Consider the following 19,372-nt stretch of genomic DNA (forward strand, 5'->3'; position numbering starts at 1 on the left):
GTTAGGCCCCGCCCGGAGAGTGGCTTGCGGTCAGATATTGGCGCGATTGCATCTCGACGAGGCGACTGATGGTGCGTTTGAACTCGAAGGCCAGGGCGCCCGGTGTATAGAGTTGCTCCAGCGGCAAGCTGGCCTCGAGGTAGAGTTTGACGCCCTGATCGTACAGCTCATCCACCAGGGCGATAAAGCGCCTGGCCGGATCGTCATTTGGGGCGTAGTTGAGCTGGCGGTCGCCTGCGGCCACCGCCGCGGCGCCATCTTCTGTACCTCTGGCGCGGATCCAGCTGCGGGGCGTGCCCCCCAGTGGCGGCACGTCGCTCAGTAGCAGGGTATCGAACTGGCTGGCGATGGCGATATAGTCGAGCTGTGATCGCGGGCCGCCGCAAATGGCGTCGAAGTCGAGCCATAGGGTCGATGTGCCGCGGCGAATAACGGTGATTTCACGGCCTAATATGGTCAGGGGCGAAGTGCTCACATCGCCGGCTTCCAGCTCATCGAAGCGCCTGTCAAACTCCCCCTGTTCCGGCTCAAAATAGGTCTGCACCCTATCGAGATGGCGCAGACGATGGTCCATGCCGCCATCCAGATGCAGGGCCTGGGTGTGGGCCTCAAGCAGGGCGATACAGGGCAGAAATCTGTCTCTTGCCAGTCCATTCTCATACAGGCGGGCGATGGGAGTGTTGGAGGTGGCGACCAGGGTGAGCCCCTGCTGAAACAGGGCCTCAAACAGGCCGGACAGTATCATGGCATCGCCGATGTCGCTGACGAAGAACTCATCGAAGCAGATGACGCGACACTCCTGGCGTAGCCGGGTGGCGATGCGTTTGAGGGGATCTCGATGACCTTTCTCGGCATTGAGCTCCCGGTGGATCCTGGCCATGAAGCGGTGAAAATGCAGCCTGAGAGCCATTCCCTGGGGTAGGCTCTGACAGAAGAGGTCCATCAACATGGTCTTGCCACGACCGACATCGCCCCAGAGATAGAGCCCGCGAATGGATTCCTGAGCTTTGGGGGGCTGGCTGTGCAAGGCATGGTATAGGGCTTCTAGCGCCATGATGGCGCTATGCTGAGCGGGATCGTCGACAAATTTCTCCTGGGCGATTTGTTGTTTGAAGCCATGGAGGGGAGAGCGCGACATGAGAGGACCCAGAAAGTGAATGGGTGGTTATTATATCAAGAAGATATTAATTAAACAGCGCCCACAGGGGGCGCCGTTTGATGGACTATTGCAGGTCTGATCGCAGTACCAGTTCTACACGGCGATTGCGCTTTCTGCCAGCCTCGTTCAGGTTGTTGGCCACAGGCACATATTCCCCCACGCCCATGGGGCTAAGCTGGGCCTTGTCTATGCCTTGGGATTGGGTGAGGGTGGCGACTACCGCCTTGGCGCGCTGCTCCGATAGCCCCTTGTTGTAACCCTGCTTGCCCTGATCGTCCGTGTGACCCACCACATAGAAGCGCTGCTTAGGATGGCTCTTGAGATAGGTGGCCAGGGTGGTGATCACTTCCTCGGCCTCGGGCAGCATCTGATCGCTGTCGAATTTGAACAACAGGCCGTCCAGCGCCACATGGCCCTGCTGGGCGATCTTATCCTTGAGCCCCTCGAGATCGATGACTACTCTGTCGTCGACGAGTTTGGTTTCTTCTACCACCTTTATCTCGCTCCATAGTCCGCTGCCAAAACCCGTGATAAAGACCATGGCGTGCACAGCGCCCTCGGGGCGGTCGAGTCGATATAGGCTGTAATATTGGTTTTCATCGAAACCGATATGGATCAGGGTGTTGATGCGACGTTTGATGAGATCTGTCTTACCACAGGCTAAGCCCTGGCAGTTATAGCCGCGCACAAAGCCAAGCTTTTCCAGCGCCGCCTTATAGTTAGCGTCGACCTCATACTCCGAGTAGCCCCTTGGGAGTTTATAGCCGATGTCGGTGACCTTGCCCTCTAGGGTCTTGAGCTTGTGCTGGCCCTGTTCGACACCGTCAAATACCAAGGTCTGGGCATAGCCCTGCTGCTGATATTTTTGGATGAAGGCACCGGGAAGCCTGGCTATCATCGGATGATCCTTCGAGCCCTGGGTATCCTTGTTGCCTCTGTCCTTAAACTCGGTCTGGGTGACCTCGCTTGTCAGGTAAGCCTGGTTGGTGGCAAGCAGATCCAGCGGCTCGTCAATTACCTCGACGATATCCAGCTGCAGGCCGGCGCCCTTGTGCCAATTAGCGCCATAGACGGAAAGATATAGCTGTTTCTTGGCAAGCGGTAGCTTGGCGGTGAGCAGCGCGGGTGTCTTCTTGGGAATGTCGCTGAGCGGCGCTATCTGTTTTGAGAGTTTGAGATCATCGCCACAGGCTTGCTCCTGGCACTCGAACAGTATTGTGCCGCCGAGTTTTTCGATCTGTGCCTTATAGTTGTTGACGGCGTGGGAGGGCAGATAGCTGCTTGGCAACTTGTAATTGACTCGTTTCAGTTGACCGGCAACCGTCTGCGTCTGGTAAGTGTTTTTGTCGACGCCAATCACCAGGTCGAAGGGAGTGTAGTGGCGATCTTCTTGCTTATAAAGTTTACCTTCCGGCAGTGGCTGAAAGGGGAGGTCATTGGCCAGGGCCAGGCCGCTGAGGCCTAGACCGCTGCATAGGGCGAGTGTGCAGGCGAGAGTTTGGGGTTTCATCTTAATTCCCTTTAAGTTTTTGAAAAGTCTGCTTTATCAATATCTATTCTGTGCATATTACGCTCCCCACCTAAGGCGCGGGGCAATCTGTCATTATGGTGAGCCCCTGCATAGATGCCTGGCGCTGCATCAGGTCGGCCATGGCCTGTGGCGATAGGCCTTTGTAGAGCAAGGCAACATTTGGCTGATTTGCGAGTGGCTTCAAGGCCTCGCAGCGGGTCGGCGACATGATGGCGATCGACTCGGCCTGGGCGTCTGCCAGAGCCTGCCAGTCTTGGCTATCGACTTCGCTGAAGCTAAGGTTGCTCTTAAGCGACTTGAGGTCGCCAAAGCTGATGATTTGACTCTGCTCTATGCTCAGCATGCTGAGATGGTTAAGGCTTGCCAGCGCCGATAGGTCGGCCAGCACGCCGCCCTGTAGGCTCAGGAGCTCCAGGTTAGATAGCTTACTCAGCCGCTTTAGGCTGACGGAGGTGCTGGAAAGGCGGCAGCTCAACACAGTAAGCGTCTGGGCCGATGTTAGCCCCAGTTGCGAGACCTGCTGTGCGATACAGGCATCGAGCGCCTCGTCTTGCTGGTTAAGCTTGTCACTGTTGGCAGATGTTGAGCCAGAAGTGGCTGGGCCTGCCGCATTATAATCGGTGCGGCTCGCATCCGCGCTCTCAATAACAGTCCCGTTAAGGTCTGATGCGTCAATACTTGATTCAGCCGCGCTAATGTCGTTAAGGCTAGATTCTGAATGCGCTAGCCCTTCAGGCTCGGATGCCGATAGGTTGGCCGCCTCTAGCATTTCGGGTAGCCCCTCGGCCATGAGGCCTTCGAGCCTCAAGATATCCTGGGCAACTTCCGGCATGGCCTGGATAACAAAGCAGAGTTTGCTGGTCTCCAGCAGGTTGACCAGCACGGCCGCTCTGCTTTGACCGATATTTATCGCCATCAGGGCCGCGTAGGCTTCTCCCTGACCTTGAGCCTGATTCTGCGAGCTGATTAGGCCTTGCAGTTGATTGAGATAGTCTTGTACCTCATCTCGTGTCTGCTGGAATTGTTCGAGTCGTTTGGGCTGATAACAGCTGGAGTGCTTATCGATTCGGGCGAGGAAGGCGCGATAGCGAGGCAGATACTCGTTGGTCAGGGTTAACATCTTACTCGCCGTGAGCGCCTATCACCGATTAAGGCATCTTGCAGCAGCGGCCTGGCGTCCTGGTATTGGTCAAGCTTGTTAGAGAAGCTCTCCATCTGCTGGCTGTGTCTGCGACTCAACTGATGGGCGCGTTCGGTCAGCGGTATCGTTCCCCGTTGAAACTGTTTGATGGCATCTCTGTCGGTGTCTGCGCCGGTATCGGCAGCGGCGACGCCGCTAATTGAAACTAAGCTAAGCGCCGAGGTCAGCGCCAGTGCTCGCAGTACCTTGCTGCTGAAATTGGAGATGCTTTTGGGGAGCCTAAGGGCTTGATCAAATAACACGACTTAGCCTTATCAGATGGCGAGCGTTGAGGGGCGTCAATCTTGCGATTGAGCCGCCTTGGCATAGACAATCCTGCCTATGCCAGGGCGATCAGCTTTAGAAATAGAGGTTGTCTACTAGCTTTTCGTTGACATAGAGCTCGCACTTATCGGCTGTGCTGCTCTTAGAAGATTGCACTATGCCTGCGATGGCGCCGAAGGCACCGCCCTGATTACCCAGTACAGAGCCGAAGTAGCAGTGGCTTCGTACGGCAAAGTCTTTGTAGTTAGCCTTAAGGTTTTGGGTTGGGGTGTAAGGAGCGAATCGACCCTGCATGATAGGATCGCCGTTGACGCTGAGGATCAAGATGTTCTTCTTGTCGTGGTAGCTGCCGTTAAACTTAAGCATGGTGCCATCGACTTCGACGGTTTTCTCCAGTGCCATGCGTGGGCCGGGATCTGAGGCGCAGGCGGTTAACAACAGGGCTAGGGATAGAGCTGAGAGTGAAGCAATTTTCATCGAGTTAGTCCTTTAGAAGAATGGAAAATTCGTCCTGTGTGATTGCATGCTAATTTGAGCGAAAGTCGTCCCAATATGCTGTATTCACAATCACTTAAAATAAGCCTTTAGGTCTATTCGTAGCGATCCTATCGCAAAATATCGGCCGGAAACATTATTCTTTCGGGTGTATTTTGGCGGTTTAATCGGCAAAAAAATCATCGTTATGCATCACCTAAGCGCTTTCAGCGTCAAGTTAAGGGCTGATGAAAATCATCCATAGGTTCAGTAGCAAGACACTCGCCCCCAGGGCGAGGAGAAAGCTAACCAGTCGCTCCTTGGGGGGCTTAGTTTCCTGCATGACGATAGGGTAATCGAAGAAGATGGCCAGATAGAGCAGGCTTCTGAGGGGATAGGCCATGCTGGATAAACGGTAGCTTTTCCCCTGTTTCAGCCTGATGACGAGGCTATGGGCGCGCTTACGTTCTTTTTGATTGCTGTTGTGGTAGCTGTGCCAGTCGAACCGCAGCTGGGTTATCTCTTCTCGGTCTATGCTTTGCGACGACCCAGAGTTGCTGCTGAGAAAGGGGGGCAAGGTGATGCCAGATTGGCTTATGATGATCTGCTGATTTGCCTGACTATCGGTTTCTATCCCCAGGTGCGCCTTGACTTGGCGTTTACGGATAATGGCGTAAACCAGCAGGCCTATTATGGTCAATATCGGGAAGCGTAAAAAAATCGAACCTGGGGTCGACAGAGGGGATGAACAGTGCCAATAGGATGAAGGGGAGCAGACTGGTGGCGAGCAGGAACTCTTTCTTAAGCGGCAGGGCAAAGAAGTTAAACGAGATGGAGAGCTTCTTCTCGCTCTGCTTGTCGAGGCCAAGGTATTGGCTCAAGAAGACGGTATCGAACCATTTTAGATTTTCCAGCAGGTGATCGAGTGAGTTCATCGCGTTTGAAAGTCCTTTTTCTTCCCATTTATGTCGAGCATCAATGCTCAGATTGCCGCGTAATAGCTCAAAAAGGACAATCAAGTTGCCCAAGAAGATGCTGGGAATGTCTCAGATAATAGATGTTAATTCGAGGCTATAGCCGTAACGAGCGGAAATACCAGCTGTCACCTATGCGCAGGTATTTGCAAGCCGTCGAGCTACTGATGCCTTTGTCTCTGGCGATATAGAGGTCGATCTCCTTGGCCTCTAGCGCCCCTAACTTCTCTTGCTCTATCTTGGCAACCTTGGCAGGCGTTATTGCCTTGATTTTTATGGTGTCAGGCTTAGCTTGGTACTCTTTAACATATTTACCATGTCTGTCGGCGAGCTGTTTTCTCAAGGTCTTCTCACCGAAGATGCCTAGCCAGGGCTCGGGAAACTCGGCAATATAGGCGTCGAAGTCCTCAGCAGCGTAGATATCCAGCATCTTAATGCAGCGCTGAGCCAAAGGGTCATGACTGTAATCCTGCTCGGTTGAGGCCTGGAGATCGGTTGATATTAGCGTTCCCGCTAATGTTCCCGCTATGGTTCCCAATAATGCTATTGCCGTCCATGGTTTGTTCATCCGGTTTGCTCCTTGTTAAGTTGATGGGCTTACAGAAAATACTCTTTAAACAGCAAGCCAGTTACCGCCACAAGCGCAGCGATGGGAAAGGCGACAAACAGGCTACGAGCGACGATGGTCAAAGAGTGTCGACGTTTTTGCGTTGCGATGGGGTAGTCGAAATAGACTAGCAGGTAGAGTAGCGGCTTAATCGGGAAGTAGAGGCTCTTCAAACAGATTGATTGGCCCGATTGCAGCATGATGATGAGTTCGCTGACATCGTAGGTGGTGCGTAGGTCGCGCGTGCTGGGCCAAAAACGCACGTCTATCTCCTTAATGTCTCGTCGCTGAATTTCCACAGGGCCCGCTTTGATATCGATAAGGCGACTGCCGGGAATACAGACCCTTTCAGCGTTAATCTGGCAAACATGGGCTGTCGCCCGACCATAAATACCATTGATAAACAGTTTCTTGAGAAGCAGATAACTTATGATGGCGCCGATATTTAGCATCAGCCAGGCCTCTGGAAGCATAAGGCTAGGATTGATAAAGGGCAGAATGGCCAATGTCAGTGGGCCAATGAAAAAGAGTATTTCTAACGGCAAGGGCAGCGGATAGAGCAGCCTGGATGATTTTAGGCGTATGTCGCTATCTCGGCTTAGATGATTTTTTCCCTTGAAATCAGTGGTGCCGAACCAAGGGGTGTCGTCAAGGGCTAGCTTTTCCATGCTTATCGGGTTCCTTTTATGCCAAGTGAGCCTGTGAATGCTGCTATTTGAGTAAATTAATCATGTCGTGACTGTCGCCTTGTGGAGCGCCGCGGTAGCTAACCAAAGTTATCAATACCGCGAGTGGTTTTAACATGATTTTATCAGGGATAAAAAAATGGCCCCTAGGGGCCATTTTGTCCTTTATTGGTTGGCCTTGGGACACTCTGTTGGTGTCTCGGCTGCCATATTGGCATACTCGGGTTGCAATATCATTGGCTGTATCTGTGCTTTTAACGAAGCCGATTGCCCTGAGCTGTCAGCGCCGCTGGCGATGGTGACTTGATAGGTCTTATGTGTATTTGGACATAAGTCTCTACCCGTTAACGCATCACCGCTGATATTGACAACATCACCAGCAAATTCAATGTAGTAGGTGGCAATGCCGTCGTCGGCGCGAATACCCGTCAACTGGACAGTATGTTCACCTTCCTCAAGTGAGACGTTTAGTGGGCCCACCTTGCGTTGAGGTTGGTTGTTGTCATACATCACCTTGTTATTGACCGATAATTTAAACACATCGTCGTTAAAGTTACCATTGTCACCAAAGGTGATCAGTAGCTGGCTTGGTCCAACGAATGGGTATTGATTACTCAATATATTGGCGACCTCCACGGTGATATACCCAGTCACCGCACCATTAGGCACGATAATCACTAGGGTATCTGTGGTGGCAGACTTTACCGCAGCTCTAATACGTTCCCCATTCGCACCGCTAAAGGTGACGATATTGCCCATTGGTTGTTTACTAAAACCAATGCCACTTATCTCTAACTCAGTGCCGGGAGAAGCCTTGTTAGGCGTTATGTTAGTGATCGTGAGATCTGTGCCGATAAGAATTTCATAAGGTACCTCGGCCACCTCATCTCTGTGGTGAACCTCAACCTTTAAGGGGCCTACAGCATTCTCGATTTGGCTTATGTCATTAAGGTCAAAGGTCAGTTCAGTGCCCAGTTTATTGACGCTTACGAAACTGGTGTCGAGCTGCTTCTCACCCTTGCCCAGATCGAAGACTTTCACTTCTGGTTTGGTATCACCAAATACCCCTTTAACGACGGCCATGCCACTTCCGACTATGGTAAATCGCTTAGTTTCTTGGGTCTTCTCAATGGCTCTTGGCGTGATATCTGAGGCCTTTAGTCCCCAGGTAACTATATAGTCGAGCTTGGTGGGTACATCGACCAGATCGTCTATGGTTTTGGCCATATCGACCATAGAGTCCGCAAGCTTACTGGCTTCATATACCGAGGTAATAGTCCCCCAGCCGGGAATAAATTTTTGGGCGACCTTTTGCAGCATTTTGTTGATGAAGTATTTCTCGTCAACCTCTAATGCAGTCAGAAGTGCCATGGTGACTGGGCCGTAGGAGGCACGATTGGTTGGATCTGAGATCACCGCCTTGATCTCTTTGCTGTATAACTCCTTCCCTAGATTAGCCGCAAGGGTCTGCCAGTCGTCAAAACTTGGCTTATCCTTGGCCATTAGTTTGTCGATCTCTGTGCTGATGGCTGGCAGGTATTGATAAACGGCCTTGACGATTGCCAGGGCTGTTGCCTGTTTCTTGTATTTGCTGTCGTTGAGGTCTATGCCCGCCGCATCGAATAATATGGAGTAAAACCGAATGACGACATTATCTATGATGGTCCTGATCGCCAACATCTTACGGGCATCTTGAGCTCGCTTATCGTAGGCCTCTTGTCCCCTGAAGCTGAATGGGCTGGGGCCGAAAATGCCATCAACGCCAGGTGTGATGATCTGGTATAGGCAATCTGTATAGACGCACTTGTCGATAAGGGAATCACTCGACCAGAGCGAAATGCCTAACCAGGTACCAGATTGCGGCCCCATCATGCCCGAATCCCAAGGGGTAGTGATATGGTCGGCAATCGGTTTGTTGAGAGAGGCTAGATCTGTTTTTATCTCTCCTGTTTTGGAATCGATAGGATAGATTCTGGCGCTTAGGTAGAGCTGACTGCGATTTCTAATTTCAACACAGCCATCGGCATTCAATACTTGGTACCACTTGGGATCGACCCCTTCGCCACAGTTATTCATTATCTCTGTACTGTTTTCGGCGAAGGTTGTGGCCGCCATCGACATGTCGAAGGCTTGCCAAGTGCCATTAGTCTCTGGATAGGAGACTATGCTGGGTTCAATAGCCGATAGTGCCTGGTTGGTACTCGAGCCCGCGGCACCGTCATCTAGAGGGGTAAACCTAGCCTTGGATGGCGATAACGAGGATTTCAGCAAACGCTTTGAGGTTAGCTCTGCCTTGATTTTGGACTCAAACCGGTTGAGTAGATCGTAAGTCTCAGCTTTTCTCGCCTTATAGCCGAAGAAGCTCGAATCTTTGGCTAGTGCCGCTTTGGCCTCTGCCAGGTAAGCTTGGTATGCCTGTGTTGTCTGCACTATTTGCATGAACTTCTCTGTGCCGACACCTTTTGCCTCATAGTAATAGTTCATATGAAGTACCAAGCTTGCCAAGGCTGTCGATTCGAAGCTCAATGAGATACTGTCTTGGTTCATGGAATAGACTGTACTCAGGTAGGCTTCGAGTTGGCCGTCGGCACCCTGGGTATAAGAGAAGATGACTTCCGCCTCACTCCCCATTTTCTCCCATTCGAAGCTATTACCATTAAGCGCCTTGGCCATCTCGGGATAGATCCCCCCTATCGCAGCCAAAGGTTTGGCTGAAGGTTCGAGGACGTTAACGGCTATCTCTTGTGTGATGATGAAGGTGATGGGGTTACTCTGTCCGTGAGCATTGCTGACAGAGTAGCTACCACCACTCAATGTCTCTGGCAATGTGGTTCGAACAGTGTTTTCATCGACGAACTGGGCATTGACAGGTTGGTTGTTGAAGAAAACGCTGGTGTCTTCATCAAAGTTGTCACCACTAAGTGTTATCTGTTGGCCTGGTTTGAGGCTTCTAGGGTTAGAACTCATGAGTAGTGGCAGTTCAGCGTCGCCAATTTCAATTGGAAATGGGTCTGATTTATTTGTGCCGATAACAATCGAGAGCGCGCCCTTACCCATATCCTGGGGAAGTAAAAACCTTAGGTGGCTTCTTTGCGATGTGTGTTCGACCTGCTTTGGAAATAGGTTGTAAATTCTGCCATTTATGTTCACCACTAACAGCGTGTTTTCAGACGCACTAGACACTCCTTCGACGGTGAGTTCGAATTCATCCCCGGCTCTGAGATAGTTTTTGATCTTATTCTGCTGGAAGAGGGTGTGCAGAGATTCGATAAAGAGATCGCCTGGCTTGGTCCAGGAGACAATATTGGCCGGGATTAAACGCTGAGCGTCATTCTTGTCGAAGATATCGTCGTTGTCGTCGTCGTTGTCTAAGTGATCAATGAATGTATCGTTATCCGTGTTAGTGGGATCATTGCTATTGCCACTTTCTAGTTGATCATCAATACCGTTACCGTCGGCATCGCGCTCAAGGAAGTTGGGGGCGCCGTCATTGTCCAAATCTTCCATGCCTTCGATGGAATCGTTGAAACTATCGCCGTCTGAGTCGGTATCTAACCAATTGGGAATGCCGTCCCTGTCTGTATCTAGTCCTAGACTCTCCAAGGCCATACTGAATTCGATACCGTCAATGATTTTGTCTTTATCTTGATCATTTTCATTGATATCTGCGCCTAAGGCGGGCTCTTTCGTATCGTCGAATCCGTCGATATCCTGATCGTTAAACATAGTCACTTGATAGGTGAGGTCGCTACCGCCAGCATAGTTCTCATCTATGATACTGAGCTGATAAGTACCTGGTGTATAGACGGGAAAGTTCACTACATAGGTATTTGCTCGAGTGTATCGATATAGTTGAATGTCATTAATAACCAAACCATTGGCATCTGAAACATAAACCTGAGGTTTAAACCTTGCCGAAGGTGAAGTGAAATAGGCTGTGTAAGATTGCGGCTTATCGACATGGAATTTAAACAGGTCGCCTTTATCAAACTCTGAGTCAATGACACCTTGTACCCTGACGCCGAGATCGATTTCGATTGGGGTGGCTACCGCAGGATTGTCATTTGGCTCTTGTTCTACAAACAGAGGATAAGCATGCTTGCTGGCATCAAACGGATAATCATCCAATTCATCCACCACGCCGTCGCCATCTTCATCCTTGTTTTCCCAGGTGCCTACCTGAGGAGGCTCGGTTGGGTCTGTGGGATCCGTTGGTTCTGTGGGGTTGGTGGGGTCGACGGGATCGACAGGATCCGTCGGTATCTCAGCGTTTGGGCCTTCTCCCTCTTCGAGTTCGCCGTTACAACCCGTTATTGCCAGGGTTGAGGTCAGCATGAGTGCCAGCCAATGTTGCTTGGTCAGGCGAGACGTGTATTTCATCTTATATATCCCTATGATTTTACAAGGTCCAGATTGTCTGTTTGGTATTGAATATTCGGTTTAGGTATTTCGTCGGGCTTACATTCGAAACGGAGTCTGCATGCGCATCAGCCCCTGTGCCGTGAGCGCCAGATAGGTATCTCCGGTTGCCAGCCCCAATAGGTTGCAAGCAAGTTGGTCTTGACTCGGGTTGTAAAACGGCGAGGTGACTATCTCCTTGATGAGGTAATTGGCAAAGGGCACGATCAGCTTTTGGCACCAGCGCACCTCTATCTGCAGCAGATTGGCGTCCTGCACATTCAGCTGTCGGTTATTGCCGACATTCTTAGGGGCTGGATTACGAAACATCAGGTTGTTGTTGGGGATCTCGTAGCGATAGCCAGTGTCATACTTACTGCGTACCTTGAACTGGTCGAAGGTTTCCCTGTCTGGGCTGAGTATTCTTATCTGACTTTGTACCAGGGTGGCGATTCTCGCCTTGGCATAGGCCTGAACCGTGTCGGTCATGCCTGTGCCATGGGCAAACAACGGCATCATCCCCTGGGCCAGCCCTTTGCGGATCTCATCGATACTGCCATGGTGTAGCGTACCGGCTCGGACGGCGGAAACCGTGGCCGCATCCAGGGTGCTCTTGCTGGTATAGATAAAGGCCCACTGCACAATCAGCATCATGGCCACCAGTATGATGGGCATGAGAAAGGGCAGGGCGAGGCTGAACTCAAACATGCTCTGACCTCGCTGCTTTGAGCGTGCCTTTATCATAGGCCTGCCTGCGCCGTGCTTTGTGGCTGGCTCTGCAGCTGGTTAAGGGCGTCGAGTAGCGCCCTGATCTGACGGCCCACGGCTGAGTCGGCATCGCCCTGGCTGCTGGCGGTGTTGAGTACATTGGTCGACTGCTTGATACGTACCAGTCCCATGTTATACCAGGCCTTCTGGTTATTCGGCTCTAACTCAATGCAGCGTCGATAGGCGGCGATGGCGGCCTCATGACGGTTGGTGCGGGTATAGATGTTGCCCAGGCGAAACCAGGCGGGCGCATAGTTAGGCACGCTCTTTAGCACCTCCAGGTAGAGGCTCTCTGCCTGATCCAGCATGGCCAGCTTGTAGGCGTGCTCCGCCTGAGACTGAATCGCCATGATCTGCTCGTTACCCTTGTGCTCCGGCTTCTTAGGCGTCGATGAGCAGGCGCCGAGCAATGCCGTGATGGCGACGATTAGCGAGAGGCGTATTAGTTTGCCCATGTCAAAATATCTCCGGGTTTTATCTGTTTGTGGGTAGAGTTGCCTGCCGCCAGCTCCAGCACCTGGGTGGCGCCGCGACAGGCGCTGCTGCGCCAGGGCTTGAGGTCTCGGGTGACTTTGAGCACCTTGTTGTGTTTATTGAGGTAGACGATATCCAGCGAATAGCCCATGCCTATGGTGTGTACCGAACTGCAGGGAGCGATCAGCATGCCCTGCTCATTCGACAGTGGCCTGCGGCCCAGGAGCCCCCTGAGTCTGAGCCAGGGGGTATCGGCCACGAACACTTCGCTGATCGCCTGACCGCTGGGAATTTTGAGTTTGGTTTTCTTCATGTTAGAGCTCGTACATAAACTTCATGGCAATCGGGAAGGCCAAGATCATAAAGGTCACGGGAAAGATGAAGACGATCAGCGGGAAGACCAACTTGACCGGCGCCTCCAACGCCTTCTTCTCGGCGCGTTGAAAACGCTCGATTCGGCGTTGATCCGACTGGATCCTCAGCGTCTGCCCCAGGCTGGCGCCGGTTCTTTCCGCCTGCGCCAGGGCGCTGACCAGGCTGTTGACCTCGGTCACCTGCACACGATCCGCCATGTTACGAAACGCCTGGGCACGTGACATGCCGGCGCGCATGTCGCGGATCACCTTCTCAAATTCGATACGCAGCGGGCCGGCGGGGCCACGCTCGACCGCCTGGCTGAGTGCACCCGTCATGTTCAGGCCCGCCTCGATGGACATGGTGAGGTAATCCAGGTACACGGGCAGGCTCTTGACGATCAATCCCTGGCGTTTCTTCCGCAGATCGTTAAGGGTCATCACAGGCAGAAAGTAACCCAGCACGGCGGCCAGCAGTAGGTACTGAGGCACATAGGTGTCTAGCATGGCACTACAGATAAGCGTCAGCCCCAGGCTAAACAGGGTGCTTAGGATACGGATGGCAAAGTATTGCTCCGCGGTCATGATGTAAGACAGGCCCGAGACCTGGAGTTTCTTGGAGACCCGCTCCAGATAGTCTACGCTCAGGTTTTCACTGACATAGAAGGCCAGCAGGCGCACCAAGGGCCAGATAAGCTTAAGACCCGGCGACAGGGGATCCATAAACTCACGGTTTTCCTTAGGGACCCTGAGGTAGATACGGGCGCAGCTGATGGTCAGGAAAACCAGGGAGACCACGAAGCAGGCGACAATAAGATTGACCATGATTTTTCCTATACGTCTATCGCGACGATCTTACGGATCGACAGGTAACCACTGGAGAGCATGATGATGACCAGGGCGATCAGGGCCCAGCCCATGGGTTCTGTGAAAATACGGCCCATGGCGGAAGGCTCCATGTGGTAGAGCACCACGCCGATAAACACGGGTAGCAGTGTCATCACTATCCCTTGCATCTTGCCCTGAGAGGTCAACGCATCGATCTTGCCTTCCATCTCTATCTTCTTACGCAGGGTGGCAGAGAGTCGCAGCAGCACCTCGGCCAGGTTGCCGCCGACCTCGCGAGAGATCTGCATGCCAGCGGTTACCAGCTGAAACTCCTCTTCCGGGATGCGTTTAAACATGTTGTCCAGCGCGGTGTTGAACTCCACCCCCAGGCGCTGCTCACGCAGGAAGAGTTGAAACTCCTGCTTGATCGGCGCCTCCATCTCCTCGGCCATAAATTCGATGGCGTTGCTGACGTTGGCACCAGACTGCATCGAGGAGGCGACCATGTTGAGTGCGTCGGGCAGCTGGTGGACAAACTTACGGCGACGGCGCTTATGCAGGAACTGATAGGCAAAGCGCGGCAGCAGGGCCAGCACGATACTCACCAATATCCCCAGCACCCAAGAGCCGAAGAATAACCGCACCACGAAAGGCACCGCCAACAGGGTCAGCATGTTGATGACAAACAGCTGCCTAGGCTCGATAAACAGGAACATATCGAACAGGTTGGTGCGGGCCGAGCTGGTAAAGGTTTCCTGATAGCGCTTGGCGAATCGTGTCGACAGGTGCTTTAGCGCCCATACCAGCATGGTGACCGAGGCAAACGCCAGCAGGGCGGCGATTAACGGACTACTCATAGCGGCTATCCTTGTCGAAGATATCCAGACGCACGGCGATTCCTTGCTTGCGCAGCTGTTCATAGAACTCGGGCAGGGTACCGGTAGCCGTGTAGTAGCCCTGTACCTTACCCTGCTCGTCGAAGCCGGTTTGCTGGAACTTGAAGATCTCCGAGAGCTGCACAACGGCGCCCTCGATGCCTGTCACCTCACAGATACTGGTGACCCGGCGCGAGCCGTCACAGAAGCGCGACTGCTGCACTATGATGTTGACCGCCGAGGTGATCTGTTCGCGAATCGCCGTTACCGGCAGATCCATGCCCGCCATCATCACCATCACCTCCAAACGTGAGATACAGTCTCTGGGGGAGTTGGAGTGTGCCGTGGTGAGCGAGCCGTCGTGACCCGTGTTCATCGCCTGCAGCATGTCCAGCGCCTCACCGCCACGACACTCACCAATCACCACGCGATCGGGGCGCATCCGCAGACAGTTCTTCACTAGATCGCGGATCTCGATGGCACCCTTGCCCTCCTGATTGGGGGGACGGGCCTCGAGGGAAACCAGGTTGGGTTGATAGAGCTGAAGTTCGGCGGCGTCTTCCACCGTGACGATACGCTCGTTATCTGGGATGAAGTTAGACAGTACGTTCAACAGGGTGGTCTTACCCGAGCCTGTGCCCCCCGAGATGACCACGTTGCGTTTCTGTTTCACGGCGATTTCGAGGAACTCCGCCATGGCCGGGCTCATGGAGCCGAAGGCCACCAGATCGTCACAGCTCAGGCGTCGCTGCATAAATTTACGTATGGTGATGCAGGGGCCCTTGAGCGCCAGGGGCGGGATCACCGCATTGACACGGGAGCCATCCTTGAGGCGGGCATCCACCATGGGCGAGCTTTCATCGATACGTCTGCCTATGGGGGTCACGATACGTTCGATGGCGCCCAGCACCGCCTGATCGTCGGAGAAGGCGATATCCGACAGGTAGAGGTTACCCGCCTTCTCATAGAAGATCTGATCATGGCTGTTGACCATGATCTCGGTGACATCCGGGTCTGCAATCAAGCCTTCGAGTGGCCCCAGACCAATGGTCTCGTCCAGTACCTCTTTGGTGATTGCCGAGATCTCGATATCTTCGGGTAGCTTGAAGTTGTCGATGATCTGCTTGAGTAGCACCTCGCTCTGGGCGCGCAGCTCGGTATCGCTCATCTCGTTCACATTGACCCGGCGCAGGTCCATCTGCTTGAGTAGCTCGGTATGAACCTTGCGGCGCCACTCGTTGCGCCTTTGGATCTGGGCGCTCTGCTCCGACACTATCTGAGGTGTTGCCTCGACCGATGCTGCCACGGGCATGCTTGCTACAGGGGCGGCTGCGACGGGAGCCGCTGGCGGTGGCGTCTCAGCGGGGACGCTGGCCTGAAATTGTGGATCGCTGCTCTGTACCCTGAGCTGGTAATCACCCACCTGGATCTTGTCGTTGAGACTGAGGGGACCGAACTCCTGATGCTTCTCATCGTTCACGCGTACGCCGGTGCGGCTCTTGTTATCGACGATGAAGATGCCATCCTCATTTTGCCGTAAGGTGGCGTGATGCTTGGAGATCTTAAAGCCTCGAAGGACGATGAGTTGGTCGGGATCTTTGCCCACGCGACATTCGCGATGGATACACTGAAACTCGCCAACCTTGGTGCCCTTAGTGGTGCTGACTAAGATATTAAACATGCGCTGCTCCTAGTCCAAGATGTAGAAAGCTTCGAGCTTGGTGGCTTCTTCTGCCATCTCCAGGCCACGATTGAGCTGAGTGTCATGCTCTTGCTGCCCCGGATAGACCACCACGGGCGTGACGAAGATAACCAGTTCTGTCTTGTCGTCTTTAAAGTCGCGCGACTTAAAGAGCTCACCCAGAATGGGGATATCGCCCAGCAGAGGGAACTTGTTGACTATCTTAGACATCTCGCTGTTGACCAGGCCCGAGATCACTATGGTTTCGTTGTTTTTCACGTTGATAACCGACTCGGTGCGGCGGGTGAGCATGCCAGGCACACCATCGACGGCCACCGAAGGGTCGATGGAGCTGACCTCGGCCATCACCCGGCTGACGATGTTTTGTTGATCATCGACCACAGGCTCGATATCCAGCTTGATACCGTATTCTTTGTATTCGACATCCACGGCGCCCAGGCCGCTGACGCTACGTATGGGGAACTCGCCACCGGCCAGGAAGCTGGCCGACTCGCCGCTGCGGGTGGTCAGATTGGGCTGCGCCAGCAGGCGGGCGTCGCCCTTTTCTGACAGCAACTGGATCTGGCTGCCGATGCCCGAGACGATACCCAGCGAGCTCCAGCCGCGGGTATCCAGCACGCCAATGTTGCTGGTTATGGCTTCTGTGATGGCCTCGGTATATTGCCCGGGGGAGGCGACGTTGAAGATAGGATTGGCGGTGAACCCCTTGGCCACACCATAGGCCGGTCCGGCCATGGAGGTCTCCCATTTGATGCCGACGTTGTTGAGGGTCGACTTGTTAAACTCGACGATCTTGACCTGCATCTTCACCATGGGGGACATGGTCTTGGCAAACTTGAGGTATTTCACCAGAGAGACGATGTTAGGGCCACCTTCGAGGATCTTCTCCAGCTGCTCCTTTTGCGCTAGGTCGGCCTCGCCCTGTACTATGATCAGGCCATCGCTTTCCGATACGGTGAGCGACGGGAAGGCGCTCAGCATCTTCTTGACCATGGCGGTGGTACGCAGGCTGTTGTCTGGGGTGACGGTGAGGCTGAGCTTGATCAGCTTGCCATCTTTCTGCCACAGCTGCAGGTCGGTATTGCCCGGGGCTTCGCCAATCAGCAAGACCCCCTTATTGTCGACGACCTTGGCGCTGAGCACCTTGCCGTTACCCACGACGATGCGCTCGACATTGGCGGCCTTGTAGAGTTCGACGGCGCCGACATAGAGCTTCATCGGGCGGTTGTTGTGCGCCATGCTCGAGGCGGGCAGCAGCAGGCATATCCAAAAAAATGCGACAATTTTCAATGTTTTCATAGTACGGCTTTATCTTTCAGTTGACTGAGTTGCTCTAGCATCTCTTTGGGAAGCGGGTAGGTTTGGGTACTGGTCTTGATGCCGTTACCGCCGGTGATCACCTCGACGGCAAGCTCGTGGTTTTTCTCTTCGCGGTTAAACAGCTGGCCTTCATGCATAGAGATAAACTCCAGCGCGCTCGACTCCTTCTGGTTTCTCAGCAGGGTGACGAACTTGCCTTTCTCTTTTGCCAGGGAGACGCGGGCCGCGTCGTTGACCGATAGCGCCAGGGTCACTGTGTTATAGGCGTTAGGATTGTCGTACAGGGTGTCGACCAGCTCGGGATTGACATCTATGCTGCGTCTGCCGGTGGCCAGTACGGTGACATCTTCCAGCAGTAGCTGAAGTCTCTTTCGCTCGCCATCGCGGCCCTCTTCTTTGAAGGCCAGCAGCAGGTCGACATGATCCGAGGGCACCAGCATGCCGGCATTCGAGTTAAGTTCATCGATATCTATGGTGACGGCGCGTTGACCCTCTTTGAGAATGTCGGAGAACTGTGCCACCCGCATGCCGGGCAGATAGGTCTCAATCAAGGGGCGGCCCGGAGCCATGGGTTGCAGCAACATCTGACCTGAGACCTCGCCGAAGCGGCTGGGGTGTATGGCATCCAGCGGCAGAGTATCGGCGCGGATCTGACGTACCGACATGTTGGCCTGGGAGATGATGTCGCCCTTTTGCAATTGCTGGGTGGCGACGATCACGTCGGCCATGGCGATGTTGTCCTTGGTTAACTCATCTCTGAGTTCCTGCTCTTTGGCTATAAAGTAATTCTTGGTCGCCCACGCCGAAATACCACCTAATATCAAGGCAATAACTAGCAGCACCCAATTGAAGTCAATTGATTTTAATTTCATCGTCAAACCTGAAGTTAGTTGGGGAGTATCGAGAGCGATTTCGTATAGGCAAACGCCGTATACCACTCGGTGAGGGCATCGGCGCACAGATCCAGCACATTGTTATCATTGCTGACGGGGGTGAGCAGAGCGGCGACTAAGGCGCCGCATACCACCAGGTATTCGACGCTGGCCTGGCCCCGACAGCGGGCGTTGCTTAACTGCATGGGTTCATCATCCTTGTTTCACTTGATTGGCAACTATGTAAACTTGCGAATTACGGGTGTCGAAGCTGATGTCGACACTATTGGTTCCCTGGCTCATCTGCAGGGCGGCCTTACCCGATTGGGTATCGAGTATGGCGGTTTCTTCTACCCAGCCTCGCTGCTGGTAGTGGCGGCGGTAGTAGTGATAGTTACTGGCCAGGCTACGAGAGCTGCTCAGTACGATAGTGCGCCCCTGCTTGTAGAGATCGGTCGAGGCGATATCCGACAGCAGGGTCGCGCCACTTGGCTGGGGGAAGCTGTTGCGTCTCACCTTAGCCAGCTCATTTTCTTCCATGTTCTTAGTGATGCCGACAAAGGCGGTGACGCCATCAAACTGCTGGCTGATGCGGGCGGTCAGCAGGTAGGGAGGCTGCAGGCTGTTGATCACCAGGTCGCCGTTAAAGGGGCGCGAGTCGAAGCGTTCGCTCTCCTTCTGCCAGGCCTTAGTAAAGAAGGCCGCCAGCTGAGCCTGGGTCTGGGTGTCTTTGACCACCCAGGTCTTCATGGGGTAGCCGTTGTAGCGCATCTCGTCGGCGACTATCTCTACCTTGGCGGTGTCGGGAAAATCTATTTCTGGCCAGTCGCTTGCGTGTGAGAGGCCTGCGAACAGTACGAGGATAAGGGGGAAAAGGGATTTCATG

At 53.5% G+C, this 19,372-nt stretch carries 20 protein-coding genes; all 20 read right to left on the reverse strand.

Annotation, left to right across the window (positions count from 1 at the left end; translation table 11 throughout):
- Position 1 precedes the first annotated feature (1 nt).
- Positions 2-1,138, reverse strand: coding sequence for a cell division protein ZapE (gene zapE, locus DB48_RS00740; protein WP_041508422.1), 1,137 nt, complete (start codon positions 1,136-1,138; stop codon positions 2-4).
- A gap of 85 nt (positions 1,139-1,223) precedes the next feature.
- Positions 1,224-2,669, reverse strand: coding sequence for an OmpA family protein (locus tag DB48_RS00745; protein ID WP_041508423.1), 1,446 nt, complete (start codon positions 2,667-2,669; stop codon positions 1,224-1,226).
- Positions 2,670-2,739: 70 nt separating this feature from the next.
- Positions 2,740-3,810: a hypothetical protein gene (locus DB48_RS00750; protein WP_041508424.1), complete on the reverse strand. Its 1,071-nt coding sequence runs from the start codon at positions 3,808-3,810 to the stop codon at positions 2,740-2,742.
- Positions 3,804-4,133, reverse strand: a complete 330-nt coding sequence (locus tag DB48_RS00755; protein WP_041508425.1) for a hypothetical protein — start codon at positions 4,131-4,133, stop codon at positions 3,804-3,806. Before DB48_RS00755 ends, DB48_RS00750 begins: the two co-directional genes overlap by 7 nt.
- A gap of 97 nt (positions 4,134-4,230) precedes the next feature.
- The gene (locus DB48_RS00760; protein ID WP_041508426.1) at positions 4,231-4,632 is read right to left on the reverse strand and encodes a hypothetical protein; all 402 of its coding nucleotides are present in this window, start codon (positions 4,630-4,632) and stop codon (positions 4,231-4,233) included.
- A gap of 235 nt (positions 4,633-4,867) precedes the next feature.
- Positions 4,868-5,329, reverse strand: a complete 462-nt coding sequence (locus tag DB48_RS00765; RefSeq protein WP_041508427.1) for a hypothetical protein — start codon at positions 5,327-5,329, stop codon at positions 4,868-4,870.
- Positions 5,289-5,564, reverse strand: coding sequence for a hypothetical protein (locus DB48_RS00770; RefSeq protein ID WP_041508428.1), 276 nt, complete (start codon positions 5,562-5,564; stop codon positions 5,289-5,291). Before DB48_RS00770 ends, DB48_RS00765 begins: the two co-directional genes overlap by 41 nt.
- Before the next feature lie 136 nt (positions 5,565-5,700).
- The gene (locus tag DB48_RS00775) at positions 5,701-6,171 is read right to left on the reverse strand and encodes a hypothetical protein (protein ID WP_041508429.1); all 471 of its coding nucleotides are present in this window, start codon (positions 6,169-6,171) and stop codon (positions 5,701-5,703) included.
- 29 nt (positions 6,172-6,200) lie between these two features.
- Entirely contained in the window at positions 6,201-6,878 is a 678-nt protein-coding gene (locus DB48_RS00780) for a hypothetical protein (protein ID WP_041508430.1), read from the reverse strand.
- Positions 6,879-7,061: 183 nt separating this feature from the next.
- A complete protein-coding gene (locus DB48_RS00785) occupies positions 7,062-11,276 on the reverse strand; it encodes an IPT/TIG domain-containing protein (RefSeq protein WP_041508431.1) in 4,215 nt (1,404 codons plus the stop codon).
- A gap of 78 nt (positions 11,277-11,354) precedes the next feature.
- Positions 11,355-12,002: a pilus assembly protein gene (locus tag DB48_RS00790; protein WP_041508649.1), complete on the reverse strand. Its 648-nt coding sequence runs from the start codon at positions 12,000-12,002 to the stop codon at positions 11,355-11,357.
- Positions 12,003-12,034: 32 nt separating this feature from the next.
- Positions 12,035-12,517: a tetratricopeptide repeat protein gene (locus tag DB48_RS00795; RefSeq protein WP_041508432.1), complete on the reverse strand. Its 483-nt coding sequence runs from the start codon at positions 12,515-12,517 to the stop codon at positions 12,035-12,037.
- Positions 12,505-12,849: a DUF192 domain-containing protein gene (locus DB48_RS00800; RefSeq protein ID WP_041508433.1), complete on the reverse strand. Its 345-nt coding sequence runs from the start codon at positions 12,847-12,849 to the stop codon at positions 12,505-12,507. Before DB48_RS00800 ends, DB48_RS00795 begins: the two co-directional genes overlap by 13 nt.
- Position 12,850: 1 nt before the next feature.
- Positions 12,851-13,714, reverse strand: a complete 864-nt coding sequence (locus DB48_RS00805; protein WP_041508434.1) for a type II secretion system F family protein — start codon at positions 13,712-13,714, stop codon at positions 12,851-12,853.
- Between the two features lie 8 nt (positions 13,715-13,722).
- On the reverse strand, positions 13,723-14,574 hold the full coding sequence (locus DB48_RS00810; RefSeq protein ID WP_041508435.1) for a type II secretion system F family protein: 852 nt from the start codon (positions 14,572-14,574) through the stop codon (positions 13,723-13,725).
- A complete protein-coding gene (locus DB48_RS00815; RefSeq protein ID WP_041508436.1) occupies positions 14,567-16,273 on the reverse strand; it encodes an ATPase, T2SS/T4P/T4SS family in 1,707 nt (568 codons plus the stop codon). Before DB48_RS00815 ends, DB48_RS00810 begins: the two co-directional genes overlap by 8 nt.
- Before the next feature lie 9 nt (positions 16,274-16,282).
- Positions 16,283-17,593, reverse strand: a complete 1,311-nt coding sequence (locus tag DB48_RS00820) for a type II and III secretion system protein family protein (protein WP_041508437.1) — start codon at positions 17,591-17,593, stop codon at positions 16,283-16,285.
- Positions 17,590-18,486: a Flp pilus assembly protein CpaB gene (gene cpaB, locus DB48_RS00825; RefSeq protein ID WP_041508438.1), complete on the reverse strand. Its 897-nt coding sequence runs from the start codon at positions 18,484-18,486 to the stop codon at positions 17,590-17,592. The genes DB48_RS00820 and cpaB overlap by 4 nt, the downstream gene beginning before the upstream one ends.
- 14 nt (positions 18,487-18,500) lie before the next feature.
- Complete coding sequence (locus tag DB48_RS00830; protein WP_041508439.1) at positions 18,501-18,692, reverse strand: hypothetical protein; 192 nt, start codon at positions 18,690-18,692, stop codon at positions 18,501-18,503.
- 7 nt (positions 18,693-18,699) lie between these two features.
- Positions 18,700-19,371, reverse strand: a complete 672-nt coding sequence (locus DB48_RS00835) for a hypothetical protein (RefSeq protein ID WP_041508650.1) — start codon at positions 19,369-19,371, stop codon at positions 18,700-18,702.
- Position 19,372 lies beyond the last annotated feature (1 nt).

Origin of the sequence: Shewanella sp. cp20 (assembly GCF_000832025.1) — a bacterium.
In the GTDB taxonomy this organism is placed as follows: domain Bacteria; phylum Pseudomonadota; class Gammaproteobacteria; order Enterobacterales; family Shewanellaceae; genus Shewanella.

Coding starts and splice junctions, on each gene's coding strand:
- DB48_RS00795 (WP_041508432.1), bottom strand. CDS start 12,517: ATGGGCAAACTAATACGCCTCTCGCTAATCGTCGCCATCACGGCATTG.
- cpaB (WP_041508438.1), bottom strand. CDS start 18,486: ATGAAATTAAAATCAATTGACTTCAATTGGGTGCTGCTAGTTATTGCC.
- DB48_RS00770 (WP_041508428.1), bottom strand. CDS start 5,564: ATGAACTCACTCGATCACCTGCTGGAAAATCTAAAATGGTTCGATACC.
- DB48_RS00775 (WP_041508429.1), bottom strand. CDS start 6,171: ATGAACAAACCATGGACGGCAATAGCATTATTGGGAACCATAGCGGGA.
- DB48_RS00830 (WP_041508439.1), bottom strand. CDS start 18,692: ATGCAGTTAAGCAACGCCCGCTGTCGGGGCCAGGCCAGCGTCGAATAC.
- DB48_RS00800 (WP_041508433.1), bottom strand. CDS start 12,849: ATGAAGAAAACCAAACTCAAAATTCCCAGCGGTCAGGCGATCAGCGAA.
- DB48_RS00790 (WP_041508649.1), bottom strand. CDS start 12,002: ATGTTTGAGTTCAGCCTCGCCCTGCCCTTTCTCATGCCCATCATACTG.
- DB48_RS00820 (WP_041508437.1), bottom strand. CDS start 17,593: ATGAAAACATTGAAAATTGTCGCATTTTTTTGGATATGCCTGCTGCTG.
- zapE (WP_041508422.1), bottom strand. CDS start 1,138: ATGTCGCGCTCTCCCCTCCATGGCTTCAAACAACAAATCGCCCAGGAG.
- DB48_RS00780 (WP_041508430.1), bottom strand. CDS start 6,878: ATGGAAAAGCTAGCCCTTGACGACACCCCTTGGTTCGGCACCACTGAT.
- DB48_RS00815 (WP_041508436.1), bottom strand. CDS start 16,273: ATGTTTAATATCTTAGTCAGCACCACTAAGGGCACCAAGGTTGGCGAG.
- DB48_RS00835 (WP_041508650.1), bottom strand. CDS start 19,371: ATGAAATCCCTTTTCCCCCTTATCCTCGTACTGTTCGCAGGCCTCTCA.
- DB48_RS00805 (WP_041508434.1), bottom strand. CDS start 13,714: ATGGTCAATCTTATTGTCGCCTGCTTCGTGGTCTCCCTGGTTTTCCTG.
- DB48_RS00810 (WP_041508435.1), bottom strand. CDS start 14,574: ATGAGTAGTCCGTTAATCGCCGCCCTGCTGGCGTTTGCCTCGGTCACC.
- DB48_RS00785 (WP_041508431.1), bottom strand. CDS start 11,276: ATGAAATACACGTCTCGCCTGACCAAGCAACATTGGCTGGCACTCATG.
- DB48_RS00745 (WP_041508423.1), bottom strand. CDS start 2,669: ATGAAACCCCAAACTCTCGCCTGCACACTCGCCCTATGCAGCGGTCTA.
- DB48_RS00760 (WP_041508426.1), bottom strand. CDS start 4,632: ATGAAAATTGCTTCACTCTCAGCTCTATCCCTAGCCCTGTTGTTAACC.
- DB48_RS00750 (WP_041508424.1), bottom strand. CDS start 3,810: ATGTTAACCCTGACCAACGAGTATCTGCCTCGCTATCGCGCCTTCCTC.